Raw genomic sequence first — 16856 nt, 5'->3', positions numbered from 1 at the left:
AAAGTTTAATTGCACAAATTGCGGCAAAGAAAAAAATTGTCTCAACAAACGAAGCTCTGTTTTTTGATGCATTAGTAGGAAATTAACCAATTTCTATTGCCCGGTGTGCAAGAAAAACAAAAACAATATACATATGTATTAGCATATTGATGAATTTATGAATCTTCGTATGCTTCAATTACAGTAATATTGGTATGTTATTATAAGTTTAAATGAACTGTCCAATTAAAAGAGTTAAATGTATTAGCTTATTATTTTATGATATTGAAAATAATCGGGTACCTGTTTTACGTAATGGTATTTACTTATTGTTACTTTTTTTTAAACAGAAGACTTAAAACTAGATGGATTCTGATCGGGTACCCTCTATTTTTTGTAGCTAGTATATATCCCGTTAAATTGTGGTTCGATTACATTCGGGAAATTTATAGCGTGGCATTCGCTGATACCTGGCTTAAAATTATACTGATGTCTTTAGCTGGTTTTACACTTTTTAATTTCATATATGGTATATAGTAAACCTAATGATAAATACCCAAGTCAATTTCAATCAAAAATATGGAAAGCCTCATTTGAATCCTGTCCAGTTTATAATTGAAAATGCAAGTACAATCAAAGGTAGTTACCATCTGTTTTTTTATTCCGGTGGAGGTTTGCTTATCGCTATAGCCTTTTGGAAGTATTAAATAAAAGTAACTATAAATCAGAGCAAAATTTACAGATAATAGAATTAATGGTATGCTATTAAATTTATTTCAGAACAGAATGTTTTTTCAACTGGGCTAGACATGTTTTAATAACCGAATGAATGTTTCGTTTTTTCACCGCTTATTAATCTTAACCAAGCGCTGTATTGCGCTTGTTAAAAGATAACAGTGATTACCAAAACGTTATTATCATAAGTCGCACTGAAAATCAGCTGGTTAAGCAAAAAAAGTATATAGATTTTAATAACGATCTACTTTCGATAAAACATTCTGCGTCCCAGTAAAAGAATTAGAGCAGTTCCTCCAACCAACCGCATTTCTGAAAATTCATGCGTATTCATCAGTTTTAGTAAACTTACCTTAAGCAGTTCGTTAACGGTATTCCACTTCAGCATCTACTTTGTATTAAGTGTTTCCATGATATGGATGTGGTTATTCTTTACCCCACTACGTCCAGTTACAGATTTTATTTTATTTCTACCGTAAAAATCAAGTAGCGTCTTTTTTTCAATATCATTTCCCCGCTCAAAGATTCTTTTGATAATTGATACAGATTGCTTTTCCCAATCAATTTTGTTGATATCGGTATCCCAAAATAAAATCTTCCTAAAGTTATTTAAATCCGGAGTTGGTCCCGGAGACTTCTCCTTTTCCATCTTAATATTATAATAAGCCTGTAATAAAAGCATAGTTCCTTCATCCAGACAAAGAGCCCTATCTATCTTTAACGATACTAATTTAAAGCTGACGTCCCACTTTTTGTATATCCTAAGATTTAATTGTTGTGTATAACAGTGACTATTGGTAAAGCATAGTTACGGGTTTTGGGGCAGTTTTGATTGGGGTATTGGATAGTTGTGCAAAAGAAAAAAAAAGTTGACCCTTCACCCAGAATACTTTCTACCCATATTTTTCCATGATGCCTGCTCATAATTCGTTTTACGATGGCAAGCCCGACTCCGCTTCCATCAATTCCTTTATTCCGGGGATCTACACGCTCGAAAAGATCAAATACGCGTAAAAGATTATGCGTGCTGATTCCTATCCCATGGTCCTTTATACTATAACAGATGGAATTGCCCGTTTCCTGACCCTCGATATAAATCACTGCAGGCTTTCCCCCCTTGCTATATTTGATGGCGTTGCCAATCAGGTTGGTAAATACCTGATTGATCATGAGCTCTTCGCCGTAAAGGACGGGCATATTTCCCAGGGTAATTTTTAGTACCTTATCATAATGGATCAGCCTCATGTCGTTGATGATACCAATAATCATTTTTTCAACATCCACAGGTTGGAATCTGATCTCATGTCTGCCGACTTTTGAATAGTTCAGTACCTCGGTAATCATATCATTTATTTTGTCAGTGACCTGAATTATCTTACCTGATATTTGATCCCTATTTTCCTGGCTGGTGGAATCTTTTGCCAGAACCTGAGCGTACATTCTGATAACCGCAATTGGATTTTTCAGATCGTGTGAAATGGTGTAACTGAATTTATCAAGTTCATCGTAGGCGACCTTCAATCTCTGGTTAAGTTCCTGCATGGCACGGGCCTTCAAACCGAGCGTGTAAGTGATTTCATCTCTCAGATTTCTTATGGAATTGATCTCCTCGGCACTCCATTGATCCGATCTACCTTCTATTGCCTCCTTCCAGGTTTTGAAAGACAGGCGCGGAGAAATATGCAAAGCCCCATCTTCATTTTCAGTGACCGATTTTTCCGGATTTCCTGCCCAACGAATTGAAAGTGCCTTCTCTGGTTTGAACCACACAATGAAATCTCTCCACTCGCGATCAAGTGCTAAAACGACCATACCGCTGGCAAACTTTCTGTATTCCAGTGCAGGTGGAAATACTGAAGATAAAGCATCTGTACGGAACAGGGATCTGGAGCTTTTGTCGGTGATCCAGTTGCGTAGCAATTTGAACTGGCGCTCATCCGGAGTGATCCCAAGGCGAATTTCCTGGTGATCGAGGACAAGTATCGCTCCGTTGGCCTTGACCACATTGAGCAGGTTCACTTTGTTTTCTGTCAGTGCCTGCACGACCGTTTCCTGGTGCATCAGCTGATTAGCCAGTTTTTCAAGATCTTTGCCATAAGATCGGTGGAGTTTCTGGTCTTCGTCTTTCTTGCGAAACTCAAGTCCGGATGAAAGTATCTGCCCAATCATCTTCGCTGATTTCCGGGAGCTGTAATCAATGGATTTTTGGGTATAGTTATGACAGGCAATCAGTCCCCAAAGTTCTTTTTTATGTATCAGGGAAATACTAAAACTCGAAGATACACCCATGTTTTTAAGATATTGAATGTGCATGGGTGATACTGCTCTAAGTTCTGAACAGGTAAGATCCAGGGTATCCATCATGCCTTTCCGGGCAATCAATGGCGAAGATTCAGCGTACACATCAGCAATTAGCCGGGTGAGGTTCCGTTTGTACAGTTCCCTTGCCTGGAGAGGAATGTCTGATGCAGGAAAGTGCAGGCCCAGCCATGATGTGAGCTTCCTGTTCTTGGATTCTGCAACGACTTCGCCATGTCCATCCTTTGCAAAACGGTAAACCATTACCCTGTCGAAACCCGTAATCTCCCGAACTTCTGATGCCGCATTTTTTAATAGCTTTGTTAAGCTGTTGAAAATCAGCATTCCTGACAGGACACGTTCAGTGATAGGGGGCATCTTGACCGATGAATAAGAAGTCAATGGCTCAAATTCGAGCAAAATATAATTTTCATCACTGGAGATGATCAGGTTATAGGGTTTGGTAAAAATGATAACCTCATAGGGATTGTTGGTAGCAAACCCTCTCGTGCTACTTCCCATAATCAATAGCTGGGTGAGAAAACTCTGGTGCGAAACATTATCGATAATAATTTCCAGGTCACTCAATGACTTTCCTAAAAGGTCTTGTGCATAGACGTTAAGAAAATCTTTAACATTCTCGCTGCAGAAACATATGGTATGTTCGAAATCAATTGCAATTAAAAACCCATGGGATTGTACGCGTCCGGGTATATGTATGGGCTCTGTGTCACAATTGCTAAGGTTGACCTGGAATTCTGACATCGTATGTTTGGTTTGGTAATACCGAACCTACACATATAAAACGGTATCAACTATTTAAATTACTGATAATAACTATTTTCGAAATTAACGTTCCAGGAATTTCTTATAATTCTGCTAAGTCGAGTACCAATTTTATCAAAACGATCTACATGGAGCCACTAATAAACGGTGGATAGTTGTTAGGCCAAGAATCCTATACCAAAGATTTATTAAAAAAGAACATCTAATTCCCAAGTTCAAACTTAATTCTCATTTTCAGAGACTGCCCGGAAAATTGAGATTTATTAGTAAAATAATTGTCTCAAAAAACGAAGATAATGGAGTACCTTAATTTGAGGTACGTATATTTATGGTAAAACAGTTTATTATGTAGCCCTATTGTTTAAGTTTGGAGCATCTAGAATTCTTGTATGTGTAAGAATGTTGTCCTCTTATTTGAATGAATTATATTCTTCCATCGTTCTTTTTTTGAATTTTTGCCAGATAATTTTCCAGTGAGTCTAATTTGTTGTCGCAAATTTTCGGTATTGGTCAACCTTATCAAAATGCAGGTGTTAAATCTGCCAAGTTATTAAAAAACGGTAAGCTTATTACTTATCCCGGATTTCCTCACGGCATGCCGACTACACACGCAGCAACAATTAATAAAGACCTACTGGATTTTGTTCAGTCTTAAATGATTATAACATTGACCTGAAGTGCTTAAATGGAGGTGGCAAATTAGTTTGAAACTATAAACATCGATTATAGTTAGGGTAGATACTGTTGAAGTATTTGCCCTATTTATCTTAAAGACCATTTGATAAACATCTGTTAATATGGATGGAAGATGATTTTCTGACCGACCTTAGTTTTCAATTTAAAGGTTGTGCCGGTAAAATTTTTCCTTGCTCCTCCTAGAAGGTAAGTGCATTTTGCCCAAGGTAGCTTAATGTTCAGATTACCTCCCTTTTCACTAAAAATTTCTATGTACTGTACGCTTCCGTTCTTCTGAGTTGCAGAAACCAGGAAAGCGCCAACGGTTCGAAGCTGACTAAAACTGGCATCTTTATTTTGTGGCCAGTTTGGAAATAACCTAATAATGCCATCATAACCTTGTACTAAGCATTCATTGATCACTGCTGGCAAGGCAAAATTCTCAAACCAAATACCCATCCTTGCCATATAAGCATAGTCAGAACCATCGTTATACCGCCCACCAATTTGCGTAACCATATCAGTTGCTGTTCCGTTTGGTAATAGCGAATAATTCACTTCTCTCTTGAATTTTTCAAGATCCAACATTCCAATCCTCGCCGCCTGAAAATTCTTAAATACCAGATCATTTCCGCCTTCTGTTTGCTGGTTTAAATAGGTATTTTGTAATAAAGTACGCTGTCCTTTGTCACTGCCAAGACCCATGTCTTCCCCCGGAAATACATGGAACAGTGCATTTGGAACATTATAAACAACCTGAGCATGTTCGCCGGGAACAGAAACCAATACCTGTCCATATTGTGCAGATTTTGCCGTAGGGTATTCAGGAAAGGCAGCCAATATTAAATCAATTTGTTGAAGTAATTGCGCCTCTTCCTGCGCTGTGTCAGTATTTTGCTCATCGTTTTAAAAGCTTTAAAAATAAATTTCGTCAAGCTTAAATCAACTGAACTATCATAATTATATTTAAATCCAGGCTGCAAGCCATAAAGCTCAGGTGGTACTGAAGGAAAAATATGATACTTATCGTCCGTCCAGCGTTTACCTCCATGGGCATCTGTACGCATCATATAAGCCGTAAGAAATTCAACCGCTGCCTTGATAGGTCCATAAGCCCTATTTCTTAAAAAATGCTCGTCCTTTGAATATTGATAATGCCACCATAATCCTTGCACTGTCCATGGCGTTTCGCTTACCTCCCAGCCCCAGTCGGGTATAGGATATGGATTCATACTCATTTCAACGGGAAAGGCCGAGTGTGGAAAATAGGCTCCGGGCAAGTTGTAGTATTTTTTAGCCCATTTCCTGCTCACTGGCATAAGTGATTCTACTAGATCTACATAAGCCAAATTCTTTTCTATATGATTACTGGAAAAAGTAAGCCAGAAAGGTTGTTGTGTATTATAATTCATGTGGTAATCACCATGCCAGGCCGTGCCAATATTGTTGTAGCTCCAATTAGCAAATAAACCCGGACAGTTTACACCCGGCTTTGTAGCACAATTAAAAAAATAAAGATTTCTATACCATAAACTTTCCAGTAAAGGATCATCCAACTTAACCGATGATTTACTCCAATAAACCTTCCAAATTTCCAAACTGTTTGAAAGCGCATATTTAAGTAAGTTTGAAGTTGGCATCATGGGTTTCGATGGTAGGCGACTTACTGCTGTATCTAAGCCTTCTCTCAGGCTTATGCATGCAATAAAGTTTTTCTGGTTTGATAACCCTGCTTCCAGCTGATGCATCTCCTCCAGATGGCCACTCCAATTCATTCGCTTCTGCTTTGTAAGGACTCCATTAGTAGCAAAAGTTAAACTAAATGCCTTATTGCGATTTGATTTGACATTAGTTTTCTGATCCTGAGGTTCTAGCTGAGGCAAGATTTGCCGAAACTGCATAAAACCTAAAGGTAATTGTTCTTCAAGCTGATAGCTTGGGAAATCTGAAGGGGTAGATGCATCCGGAACAATTTTCACTCTATCAAAAACGTTTTTATGAGGATTACCATTTTCATTTACCAACTCCATCCAAAGCTGATCACTAGTCATATCTGTAAACAAATTTAAATACAATACCCCATTTTTCTTTGTAAGTAATTTTACACGGCACACTCCGTTGGAAATATTCAGTTCATGTCCAATTAGCTGTAAATCGCGGCTATTGAAACCAAGTATAACCGATCCACACGGGAAAGGGCGGGGATACTCTTTACCATAATTTTCGCCAGCCATCGCATTATATTCTCTGTACCAGGGATAGATTGAAATGTGCCAAGTTTTTCTTTGTTATTTTCTGCGATTCTGATATCCCAAACATTGTTGTGGCCAAATCGAAATACAATAGCATCGGGACGAGTGTTAACTACAACGCCCATTCCTCCATTCCCTAGTAAAGCACCACTAAAAAAATCAGGTTCTGGCTTGTTAGTACTTAACTTATGTTTTTGGGCAATTTCAAACCCTACAGTTTTCTTTGTTTGCGAGATAACCGGCAAGAAACTTATCGTGAAAAAAAATAATAGTCCAGATTTAATGTATTTTGTCATTCTTCTCATAAAATTAGCCTTGGCTAGTAAAAGTACCTTGTGAAAAGTATTTGAGGAATGGCATATCCGATTATTTTGATGGATTATTTTATGTTTATGAAAACAACTGACTGTAAATTAACGGGGCCAGTTATGATTGTTAGAATAAATGCTCTTAACACATATTCACCTCTCATCTTTAAAAACGGGCGATTTTTGGGTCAAAGAATGCTGTTCTGTAAATTTTGTCTTAAAAAACGAACATAATTTAAATGTTCTAGTTACTAAATAACTGTAACTCTATTAAAAATATTAGTATATTTGATCATAAATTCTATCCTGATGAGCGACAAAGACATTCAACATCTAATTGAGCTTGCTGAAAAAAAACAACAGGAAGCTAAGAAAATGACTAAAACCGAGGCGATCCGTTCTTTAAACGACGCTGGAATTCTAACTAAAAAAGGCGATTTCAAAGGTGCTTACAGACCATTAAATCACACAGTTTCTAAGTAATTTCAATGTATGATCTTCGGCCTAATACCATCATTGGCTTTCATGGCTGTGAGCTATCCGTCCGCAATAAACTTGTAAACAGTCCGAACCAGATCGAAATCAGTAGTAAGCCTTATGATTGGCTAGGAAATGGATTTTATTTTTGGGAGAATAATTATACTAGGGCGTTGCAATGGGCGACGGATAAGGCGGACAAAGGAGAACTAACCACACCGGCCGTTGTCGGTGCGGTATTACAGTTGGGGAACTGTTGTGACTTTTTGGATTCAAAATATACCGAGATGGTGGCTGCTTTCTATCGAGCTATGTCAGAGGAATATAGTAGCGCTGGTAAATCGTTGCCAGTAAACTTGGATGCAAAAGAAGATGAAAACCAAGACAAATTGGTTCGTCTTCTGGATTGTGCTGCAATTGAGTATATGCATAAGTCAGTTACAACATCTTACTTTGCAGATATAGATGCACGTAACCATAGTGCATGGAAAATCTTTGATTCTGTGCGAGGCGCATTTTCAGAGGGAGGACCAGCTTTTCCTGGAGCGAAGATTGAAATGAAAAGTCACATTCAAATCTGTATTCGTAATTTGAATTGTATCAAGGGTTTTTTCATTCCTCGAGAAGAAATGAGCTTTCCGATTCGCCCATGATCTGCACTTTCTTTACCGAGCTTTTCTGAAAGGAGAGAATACTTCTCCTTATGAATATATCTCACAAAAGGAAAGTATCCTCCCACCCTACTTATATCTTTCTTTCAGCTGTAAGTTTACTTGAACCAAATACGGCAAATAGAGAAATGTCTCAAAAAACGAATATTAATTTGCTATTATAAATTACCATTTACTCATTATCAAAAACTAAAAATTAAATTTGATTAATGAAATGAGTTTATGATAAAACAGGAAAAAAGCGGAGTACTTTAGGACAGTAGTTGGCGACACTGCTTACTATAATATTCTCAAGCCCTACCTTCCGAAACTTATTAAAAAAGTAGGAATTAATAACAATAAGTCATCATTTCATTAGGGCAATTTTAATCTTATCGCTTAAAAGGGATATATTGTCTTGACTAAGGTTATCATTGACAAGTATCATGAGCCCCACTTTATGGTCGGGATAGGCAACACAAAGTGTGCTAAATCCAAGACCTGTTTTGCCACTATGGTAAACAAAGCGTTTTCCTTCATTATTGCCAATCATCCAACTTAAGCCTACACCCGTACTGTCTGTTTGCTTATAAGTTTCCTTGTGTGATAATCTTATAGCAGGGTCGGTTTCTTCAACATTTGCTATTAAATATTTAAGCATATCTGCCATTGTTGAATTCATACTTGGCCCACCAGGATAAAACAGGTTAGTATTAATCTCATTTGTTTTATTATTTGTGAGATCACACCATTGTACAGGACGCGATGCATCTTTATAGCCCTGAATAAAACGGTTTAGTTGATCCACAGGAATTTTTGTTCTTGTATCGTAAAGGCCTAGATGATTTTTGAGATAATTTGTAACTAACAGCTCATACGGTTGATGATATATGCGTTCAAGTAAGAGAATAAGGATTGTCATGGCGTTGCCGTTATATTCGTACTTGGTACCGGGCAAGGTGTCAAGCTTGAATTTATGCATATCCTTCATTAAAGTATCTTGATTAAACTTGGCAAAGAAATCAAGCTGTTTAGGAAGACTTATATTCTTTATGCTATCCATAGTTTTTCCCGAAAAATTTCTGGATGACTTAGGTAGACCAGACGTATGATTAGCTATGTCAATCAATCTTATGGGGCGACCTTCGTTTTGTAAATTAGGATACTTTCCTGGGAGATATTTACGGATGTCGTCTTGTAAGTTTGCTCTTTTATCTATTACAGCTTGTGCAAGCATAATTCCAATAAATGTCTTAGCTACAGAACCTAAATTAAATAACTGATTTACTTTAATTAGTTGGCCTTTTCCTTTCGTTGATTCACCATAGCAGTACATTGAACTGCGTCCATCATTATAAATAGCGATTGAAAGTCCAACCGTACCTGGATTAGTCATATAGTCTGTTGCAGCTACCTGGACAGCGCTATCCAATATGTTTTTGAGTGGATTATCTGTAAGCAATTTTTCTGTTTGAGACCAGCACGGAATAGAGATTAAACAAAGCATTATAGCTCTAAATATTAAAAGGTATCTTTTATTCATAATAAACATTTACACTATGATGTATACCATAGTACCTTGTTACATAAAAAGTAGTTTTTCTTTTTACGCACTTGAAAATTATCATTTAACGGTCGATTTTTGATAGGGCTTAAAGATTTCCTGTTAATTAGTGCCTCACAAAACGAAAGTAAATTATTAGCAATTGAAAATTGATCTTATTGGCCTTTATGATATTCAAAATTTCTATCCCAATGGTGAAATTTAACTACTTATTATTTGATTTGGTAGGAGGATTAATGTTTAATCAACAATTCGAGTCTTGACATCTCTGATTTAAACTTATTCGATCTTTCTTTATAATCTTCATTCTTAACATCCAAATTATCGAGTGCCCTTTGGAGTGATCTTCGGGCATCAGAATATTTTTTTGACTTTTCTTCTGCCATGCTTAAATCAGCATTAAAGTCGCTATCTTCTGGATTTAGACCGACCGCTTTCTTTAGATATGGCAAAGCTAACTCGTACTTTTTTGCAGTAAATAATTCCTTACCGATATTGTTTTGAATTCTGTCCTCAGTTGGGTCTTCATTGAAGCCATATAACGCATCCATCGAAGCCCTTCTTCTTTCATAATATTTGATCGGATCTGTAACCCTGCCTGAAAATAGTTCCCGGTACCAGGCTGAAATATTCCAGCGCTGAAACAGGAAATTCATTGAGCCAAGCATTGAATACAATGGCGTCAGGTTATGTGATCGGCCAGGTAGGTCAATAAACTTAAAATCAAAATTTGCATTACGTTGTCTATGAAAGATTTCAATGAGTTTCTGAGAACCCGCCTTAAAAGCCTTTTCATTTACACCCTCTGTTCCTGATGCCCAGCAAAAATAAGTGTGCTTTTTTAGATCACTTTTTAATGTATTTTCAAGATTAGCAAACAAGATACTATCCCTATCTAACTGGAGAGCTGGGCTTACGGCCACGATGCCATTAAAGAAAGAAGGATCTTTTGTAAAGCTATTCAGAAGAAAAAGACCTCCCAACGAGTGTCCGATTGCTATTTTTAATGGCTGTGTTCGATATTTTTTTTCTAGTGTCGGGGTCAATTCCTCTTTGATGAACTTGAAAAATTTATCTCCATTTACTTTTTCACTATTTGGCAAAGAGCTAATTGCATATAAAGGACCAAAATCAAGTGCCCGGTTTCTTTGTAAAATTCCCACGATTATACAGGGAGGCATTTCCCCAAACCGGGTCAATTGGTCAACATCAGCTAATATCAGGTTTTTTAAATAGTCTTCATCGCCATCAAAAAGAAACAATAGCGGATATCGATTTAAAGTCTTATCGTAATCTTTCGGAAGGCTAACCCAATATTTCCTGCCGGTGGGAATAAGTTTTGGTGGCATTTCATTCATTTCAGGCACTGAATAGGTCATAAGTTCCTGGGCAATCGCATTACTAAGATAAATCTGAAGTGAAACAATAATAATTAATGATCGGAAAATTTGCATGTGTTGTTACGAAAGATTTGAATGTTTATAATATTCTGTTCCAAAACTAATGTCCATTGATTATGATTATGTTAACCAACAAACAATTTTGAAAGTTATGAAAGTCCTCGAAAGTGTTTGAGAACAACAAAGATTTTTTAGCTATTTCGGAAGAATTAATCATCGGAACCGGTCAATATTTGATAGGTCAAATAATCGGCAATCTATGTTTTGTCTCAAAAAACGAAGATATTAGAACCCATGCTTGTACAATATTCTTTGCGCTGTAAATGGATACTAGGAATTGAAACAAAAATTTTCTTTCATAGTAAAATACCTATGTTCACAATCGTACAGTTTTGTTCGTTTACGGACATTGCATTAGATGCACACTAGATGTTTTGAGCTCACCAGTAAGTTTAAACAGCGAAAAAACAACTGGCATGATGAATGGTGATTAATTCGAAAATTGCTCAATGTTTGAATTAAATCTTAAAATTGCTCTAAGAAATCTATACAGCAATAAGTTATATACTTGCGTAAATATACTTGGTCTAACCATTGGAATGACCGGTTGCATTTTAATATTTACGTTTATAAAATTTCAGCAGAGTTATGACAGGCATTTTAATAACGGAGACCGGATTTATAGATTTGTTACGGATTGGAAATACAATAATTTTGATGATTATTCTTCAGGTGTGCCCTTCCCTTTTGCACCTGCTGCTCAGGCAGAATTAGCAGGGATTGAAAAAATCGCAAGAATTTCACGAAACAGCGGAGTTATAATCGTAAAAGATGGAGAAGGAACAATTAAATATAAGGCAAATCGAGAACTATATTTCGTCGAGCCGGCGCTGTTCGACATACTGCAGGTTAACTGGGTTTCGGGAAAATCCAACAATGTTCTTTCAGCACCAAACACCGTAGTACTGTCTGAAAAAACTTCAAAATTACTTTTTGGTTCTGCTAAAGAGGCCGAGAATAAAATCGTGACGCTCTGGAACTCTGTACCGTTAAGGGTTGTTGGCATATTTAAAGACATTCCAAGCAGCAGTAGCGTTCCAATGGAGATTATGGCAAGCTTTTCCACCTTCTGGGGAAATAAAAACCAAGACTGGGAAAGCGTGAGTTCCTATAATCAATGCTTTGCCCTACTGAGCAAAGATGCTTCAGTTACAACTTTTAATCAGTCCTTGAAAAAGTTTAGTAACAAATATTTACAGCAAAAAAAATTACCAGGACAACAGCAATATAAATTGCAGGCACTAAAGGACATCCATTTTAGCCAACAGTATAGCAATTTTGCAGATACATCTGTGACCCGAAATGATGTTTACGGACTTGGGCTAATTGCGATTTTTTTAATAACTTCCGCATGTATCAATTTTATAAATCTTGCGACCGCTCAATCTGTAAATCGGGGGAAAGAGGTTGGGGTAAGAAAAGTGATGGGTGCAATGAGGCCGCAACTGGTTATTCAGTTTCTTACTGAAACAATACTTATTACAGCAAGCTCAATGACTATAGCATGCATATTCTCAGAGCTGGCACTTTCTCCGCTAACTTCTTTTTTAAAAGTTCCAATATCTTCAGCGCTATCTTTGAATGTAGAAATGGCTGGTTTCCTATTCATATTGCTTATTGTAGTAAGCGCCCTCGCAGGATTTTATCCTGCATTAATACTCTCTGGCTTAAATCCCGTGTCAGCACTTAAAAACAGAATTAGAATTCAAACAGGAATTATAAGTTTTAGAACGCTGCTGATTGTAGCTCAGTTCGCTGTTACTGTGATACTGATTATTGGAACATTGATGGTGATAAGACAGATGAACTACATGAGAGAAAAACCATTAGGTTTTGAGAAAGACCATATCATGCTAATTAATTTTCCAGGTGATAGTGCCAGTTTGAGCCATCAACAGCTTTTTCGGAATAAGATATCGCAGGTAAAAGGCATAAAAATGCTAAGCTTCTTCGCAAGACCCCCATTATCAGGTTTAATGAACACCACAAATTTTTACATCGACGGTCGAGAGAACAAAGATTTCGAGGTGAGGCTAAGCATGAGTGATGAACATTATTTTGATTTATTCGCATTAGAATTTATAGCTGGAAAAGTATATGGCAAAAGCGATACCGCAAATGCCTATGTTACAAATGAAACATTTATTAAAAAAATTGGGATTTCTGACCCTCGATTGGCATTGGGGAAAATAATATCACAAAACGAGAGGACAGGGCCAATCGTTGGAATTGTAAAGGATTTCAATGATCAATCACTAAAAGAGCAAATATCGCCAATGATATTCTACCAGGAAAAACGGCAATACTACAGTATGGGCATAAAGCTTGACCAATCACAAATCCAAAACACCAAAAAAGAGATTGAGGCAATATGGACGAATATGTTTCCCAATGAAATTTACAATGCGAAATTTATAGATGATGATATCCAACAATACTATGAATCAGAACGGATTACTGGGATCCTGCTAACAACATTTGGTGCTTTGATCATGTTCATTGCATTTATTGGGTTATTTGGATTAGTCTCCTTCATAGCTGCACAACGATCCCGTGAAGTAGCTATTAGAAAAATACTAGGCGCTTCGAATTTAGAATTAGTAACAATGTTAAACGGTTCGTTTATTAAGCTGGTATTAATTGCAAATGTAATTGCCTGGCCGCTTGCATATGTATTAGTAAGTAAGTGGCTTGCAAATTTTGCATACCGGAGTTCAATTAGCATTTGGCCTTTTGTATTTGCGGTGACAGCATCTTTGCTAATTACGCTAATTATAGTCACCCTCCGATCCTATCGTGTCGCCAATGCAAATGCGGTAAGTGTTTTAAAATATGAGTAAGGGTAACATCTCATAATAGGATTTGCTTAATACATTCAAAATAGTCAAATATTTCACGTGTCAGGAATAGTTAAGAGAAGTGGCTAACTAGATCTTGTTTTGCCAGCCCACTAAAAAAATTCATAGCCCCTTGCGGTTAATCATATTAATAAGTGGTTAGCTTGAATTATAATTGGAGTATAATGGTTTAGCCTCATACCCTGCTAAAGTGATCAATACTCTATGCACCTCTTACAGAGGTAAATTGTCGAGACTATTATGACAGAAAGTGTCTCAATTACTAAGCATTAAAATTTTTAACTATAATCACTCGAGTGGCATAATCCCTAAAATTTTGTCTTTCTTCAAATTCTTTATAGATTCGAGACCATGTTTCAAAAATTCCTTTTACCATCTTTTTTATCCTTAATATTTACAATACATGCTGGTGTATCGTACGGGCAAGAAATATTGTCAATCAAAACTGACCCAAGAGTTGAGGCACTTAGTATATTTTATACATTGGCAACCGCCGATACCCTCGACACAAAGCCAACACCATCCACCTATTATCGCGATGTGAAAGCCTATTTTAAAAAGTACAACGATGACCCTTCCTTAAATTGGTATAGGAAACTAAAAAATTGGGACGGACCTGACATGGCGTCGTTAGGTCTTTTTTTATCAAAACGTTATCCCTTTAAATTAATCGTTAAACCTGAAATCACTTATATTAGAAATGCTCCTTTGGATAGCTTTCTATTGCAATTTAATAAATTCTATAAAAGTTGCCAGGTAGAAAGATTCATCAAAGAAAATCATTCAGTTTACGAACGCGTTAATAAAAATGGTATATCATATATCAAGAACAGCGGAATTCTAAACACTGTAGATTCTTTTTATAGATCCAAACAAAAGGGCCAATACGTCATTTATACTGATATTTTGTGCAACCATGGAAGCAATGCAATACCCTCGAGCAATAAAATCTTTAATGATAATATCATGGTTAAGGCAGGATATATCGAAGATAGATCCAAGAAGCTAACGGATGATAGCTTAGTCAACTTTGAGCCAGCAGTAAATGTGGTTGCTCATGAGTCGAGCCATATTTATCTAAGAAATTTTGTAAAAAAGTATCATGCCCGACTATATAAGATCAAAAATAGTTTCTTAACAACAACTAAGGGAAAGAGATTAGCTGATGAGCAATGGGAAAATGAGGTAGATGAACTTCTAGTAAGGGCTTTTGTAGCAAAAATACTTGCAATAAAAATATGGAAAGGAGAGTGGCGAGGAGGAGATTTCCAATCAGGCAAAGCATTTTAGATTGGCAAAAGATTTGTATTTATTTATGGATAGATATACCGAGGATGGCAATAATTATGAAAGCATAGAGGATTTTTATCCTGAATTAATTTATTTTCTAGAAGCCAAAGACAGTACATAACATTCTCTCACTTCACAACTCGTAGACTGGCGGAAGGGTAGAAAATCGACCTTCTATGAGTTTTCAAAATTGTCTCAAAAAACGAAAAGTTTAATTAATGGTTTAGTAAATATTAACTAATCATTTTATTTATCACAATAACATCATGTTATAACGCTAATCGGCTGAAAACCAACTAGCCCAAAAAGTTATTAAAACTTTATCGTTTGGTACCTGTTTTACAAATAGCCATAGCAGTTATGGTATAATTTACAAAACATTATATGAAAAAAATTTTTATCTCGAGCTTATTTTCTTTCGCATTATTTGCTGGTGTAGCTAACGCACAAATTCAAAAAGGCAACGTAATGGTTGGTGGAAATTTGACTAATATTAACCTTGGTCTTGACGATCCAAAAATTTTCAGCGTGGATATTACGCCAAAAGCTGCTTGGTTTATACAAGATAACCTTGCTTTGGGTGGTTATGTAAACTTCGGCCTGGAAACTGCTAAAAACTCGAATACAACAACCAGTTACGGTGTTGGCGCATTAGGTCGTTATTACGCTGGATCAGACGTGGAAGTTCTACGTCATGGTCGTTTCTTTGCTGAAGCAACTGCTGGTATTGGTGGTGTTAACGTAAGCAAGGGTGGTGGAAATACTAACGGCTTAAACTTAAGTGTTGGTCCCGGTTTTGCCGTAAGCAGCCTACCAATTACATCTTTTAAATAACTTTCACGATGTTTTTCTTTGCATAAAAGAAATATATGAGAACATCAGAAGAAAAAATGTTAGCAGTTGAGGCTTGGCGCACCAGTGGGCTTAGCCAGAATGAATACTGCAAGACCCTTGGAGTCAAACGTACCACTTTTGCCAACTGGGTATCGTGCAATAGACGAAAAAAAGCTGTTCCCAATTTTGTTAGAGTTACCATCCCTCCAGTTACAATTTCGACAGCTGTAGAGGTTGTTTACCCAAACGGAGTAATTATCAAGGCACCCGGCAATGAACTGAAAATGCTATCGCATTTAATAAAGCTGTACTAGCTATGTTTTCATTGAGTTCTTCCCATATTTATCACCTCTATAAGCCCGGCTGTGACATGCGCAAAAGTTTTGACGGCCTCTGCGGGCTGGTTAGTTCCGAGCTGGGCAGCTCCCCTACAAGTGGGGATGTGTTCATTTTTCTTAATAAAAGTGGCACACGCATCAAGCTTCTCCACTGGGAGCATGGAGGGTTTGTACTGTATTATAAAAGACTTGAAAGTGGTACTTTTCGCCGTCCCACCAAAGATGGTAATCTTATATCCTGGAGCGATCTTGTTCTGATGGTTGAAGGTATACACGTGGTGAGGAGTATAACAAAAAAACGGTATTCATTAGTCTAAAAACACACTTTTTACTTGCCCAAGCCATGGCTTTT

The 16856-nt window shown here is 36.9% G+C and carries 14 protein-coding genes; 7 read left to right on the top strand and 7 right to left on the bottom strand.

Annotated elements, in window-relative coordinates; all coding sequences use genetic code 11:
• Window positions 1-1102: 1102 nt before the first annotated feature.
• From AC3ITD_RS21510 to AC3ITD_RS21490, 5 genes are all read right to left on the bottom strand, one after another.
• The gene (locus tag AC3ITD_RS21510; protein ID WP_489362737.1) at window positions 1103-1363 is read right to left on the bottom strand and encodes a DUF6922 domain-containing protein; all 261 of its coding nucleotides are present in this window, start codon (window positions 1361-1363) and stop codon (window positions 1103-1105) included.
• A 119-nt stretch (window positions 1364-1482) separates the two neighbouring features.
• Entirely contained in the window at window positions 1483-3777 is a 2295-nt protein-coding gene (locus AC3ITD_RS21505) for an ATP-binding protein (protein ID WP_489362736.1), read from the bottom strand.
• 813 nt (window positions 3778-4590) lie between these two features.
• Window positions 4591-5313: a hypothetical protein gene (locus AC3ITD_RS21500; protein WP_489362735.1), complete on the bottom strand. Its 723-nt coding sequence runs from the start codon at window positions 5311-5313 to the stop codon at window positions 4591-4593.
• Window positions 5314-5315: 2 nt separating this feature from the next.
• The gene (locus AC3ITD_RS21495; protein WP_489362734.1) at window positions 5316-6707 is read right to left on the bottom strand and encodes a glycosyl hydrolase family 95 catalytic domain-containing protein; all 1392 of its coding nucleotides are present in this window, start codon (window positions 6705-6707) and stop codon (window positions 5316-5318) included.
• Window positions 6617-7021: a hypothetical protein gene (locus AC3ITD_RS21490; RefSeq protein ID WP_489362733.1), complete on the bottom strand. Its 405-nt coding sequence runs from the start codon at window positions 7019-7021 to the stop codon at window positions 6617-6619. Before AC3ITD_RS21490 ends, AC3ITD_RS21495 begins: the two co-directional genes overlap by 91 nt.
• A 321-nt stretch (window positions 7022-7342) precedes the next feature.
• Here AC3ITD_RS21490 and AC3ITD_RS21485 point away from each other — a divergent pair, with 321 nt between their 5' ends.
• Together AC3ITD_RS21485 and AC3ITD_RS21480 are read left to right on the top strand one after the other, a co-directional pair.
• Window positions 7343-7516, top strand: coding sequence for a hypothetical protein (locus AC3ITD_RS21485; protein ID WP_489362732.1), 174 nt, complete (start codon window positions 7343-7345; stop codon window positions 7514-7516).
• Between the two features lie 5 nt (window positions 7517-7521).
• Window positions 7522-8163, top strand: a complete 642-nt coding sequence (locus AC3ITD_RS21480; protein WP_489362731.1) for a hypothetical protein — start codon at window positions 7522-7524, stop codon at window positions 8161-8163.
• 364 nt (window positions 8164-8527) lie between these two features.
• Here AC3ITD_RS21480 and AC3ITD_RS21475 read toward each other — a convergent pair whose 3' ends face one another.
• Together AC3ITD_RS21475 and AC3ITD_RS21470 are read right to left on the bottom strand one after the other, a co-directional pair.
• Window positions 8528-9703, bottom strand: coding sequence for a serine hydrolase domain-containing protein (locus tag AC3ITD_RS21475; RefSeq protein ID WP_489362730.1), 1176 nt, complete (start codon window positions 9701-9703; stop codon window positions 8528-8530).
• A gap of 254 nt (window positions 9704-9957) precedes the next feature.
• Entirely contained in the window at window positions 9958-11178 is a 1221-nt protein-coding gene (locus tag AC3ITD_RS21470; protein WP_489362729.1) for an alpha/beta hydrolase-fold protein, read from the bottom strand.
• 455 nt (window positions 11179-11633) lie between these two features.
• Between AC3ITD_RS21470 and AC3ITD_RS21465 the strand changes: the two genes are divergently transcribed.
• From AC3ITD_RS21465 to tnpB, 5 genes are all read left to right on the top strand, one after another.
• Window positions 11634-14024: an ABC transporter permease gene (locus tag AC3ITD_RS21465; protein ID WP_489362728.1), complete on the top strand. Its 2391-nt coding sequence runs from the start codon at window positions 11634-11636 to the stop codon at window positions 14022-14024.
• A 369-nt stretch (window positions 14025-14393) separates the two neighbouring features.
• Window positions 14394-15332, top strand: coding sequence for a hypothetical protein (locus AC3ITD_RS21460; protein ID WP_489362727.1), 939 nt, complete (start codon window positions 14394-14396; stop codon window positions 15330-15332).
• 384 nt (window positions 15333-15716) lie between these two features.
• Window positions 15717-16166 carry a hypothetical protein gene (locus AC3ITD_RS21455; protein ID WP_489362726.1) on the top strand — a complete coding sequence of 150 codons (450 nt, stop codon included), beginning with the start codon at window positions 15717-15719 and terminating at the stop codon, window positions 16164-16166.
• 35 nt (window positions 16167-16201) lie between these two features.
• The gene (gene tnpA / locus AC3ITD_RS21450) at window positions 16202-16480 is read left to right on the top strand and encodes an IS66 family insertion sequence element accessory protein TnpA (protein ID WP_489362725.1); all 279 of its coding nucleotides are present in this window, start codon (window positions 16202-16204) and stop codon (window positions 16478-16480) included.
• A 2-nt stretch (window positions 16481-16482) separates the two neighbouring features.
• The gene (gene tnpB, locus AC3ITD_RS21445; RefSeq protein ID WP_489362724.1) at window positions 16483-16821 is read left to right on the top strand and encodes an IS66 family insertion sequence element accessory protein TnpB; all 339 of its coding nucleotides are present in this window, start codon (window positions 16483-16485) and stop codon (window positions 16819-16821) included.
• Window positions 16822-16856: the final 35 nt, after the last annotated feature.

The organism is Pedobacter sp. KH_004, assembly GCF_057840755.1.
Note: the sequence above shows the minus strand (reverse complement) of the source record. Positions and strands in the feature narration are given on the sequence as shown.

Bases quoted from the DNA above. Each gene is read 5' to 3' on its own strand.
- AC3ITD_RS21480 (WP_489362731.1), top strand. From the start codon at position 7,522: ATGTATGATCTTCGGCCTAATACCATCATTGGCTTTCATGGCTGTGAG.
- AC3ITD_RS21490 (WP_489362733.1), bottom strand. From the start codon at position 7,021: ATGACAAAATACATTAAATCTGGACTATTATTTTTTTTCACGATAAGT.
- AC3ITD_RS21510 (WP_489362737.1), bottom strand. From the start codon at position 1,363: ATGGAAAAGGAGAAGTCTCCGGGACCAACTCCGGATTTAAATAACTTT.
- AC3ITD_RS21460 (WP_489362727.1), top strand. From the start codon at position 14,394: ATGTTTCAAAAATTCCTTTTACCATCTTTTTTATCCTTAATATTTACA.
- AC3ITD_RS21505 (WP_489362736.1), bottom strand. From the start codon at position 3,777: ATGTCAGAATTCCAGGTCAACCTTAGCAATTGTGACACAGAGCCCATA.
- AC3ITD_RS21475 (WP_489362730.1), bottom strand. From the start codon at position 9,703: ATGAATAAAAGATACCTTTTAATATTTAGAGCTATAATGCTTTGTTTA.
- AC3ITD_RS21455 (WP_489362726.1), top strand. From the start codon at position 15,717: ATGAAAAAAATTTTTATCTCGAGCTTATTTTCTTTCGCATTATTTGCT.
- tnpA (WP_489362725.1), top strand. From the start codon at position 16,202: ATGAGAACATCAGAAGAAAAAATGTTAGCAGTTGAGGCTTGGCGCACC.
- tnpB (WP_489362724.1), top strand. From the start codon at position 16,483: ATGTTTTCATTGAGTTCTTCCCATATTTATCACCTCTATAAGCCCGGC.
- AC3ITD_RS21485 (WP_489362732.1), top strand. From the start codon at position 7,343: ATGAGCGACAAAGACATTCAACATCTAATTGAGCTTGCTGAAAAAAAA.
- AC3ITD_RS21465 (WP_489362728.1), top strand. From the start codon at position 11,634: ATGTTTGAATTAAATCTTAAAATTGCTCTAAGAAATCTATACAGCAAT.
- AC3ITD_RS21495 (WP_489362734.1), bottom strand. From the start codon at position 6,707: ATGGCTGGCGAAAATTATGGTAAAGAGTATCCCCGCCCTTTCCCGTGT.
- AC3ITD_RS21470 (WP_489362729.1), bottom strand. From the start codon at position 11,178: ATGCAAATTTTCCGATCATTAATTATTATTGTTTCACTTCAGATTTAT.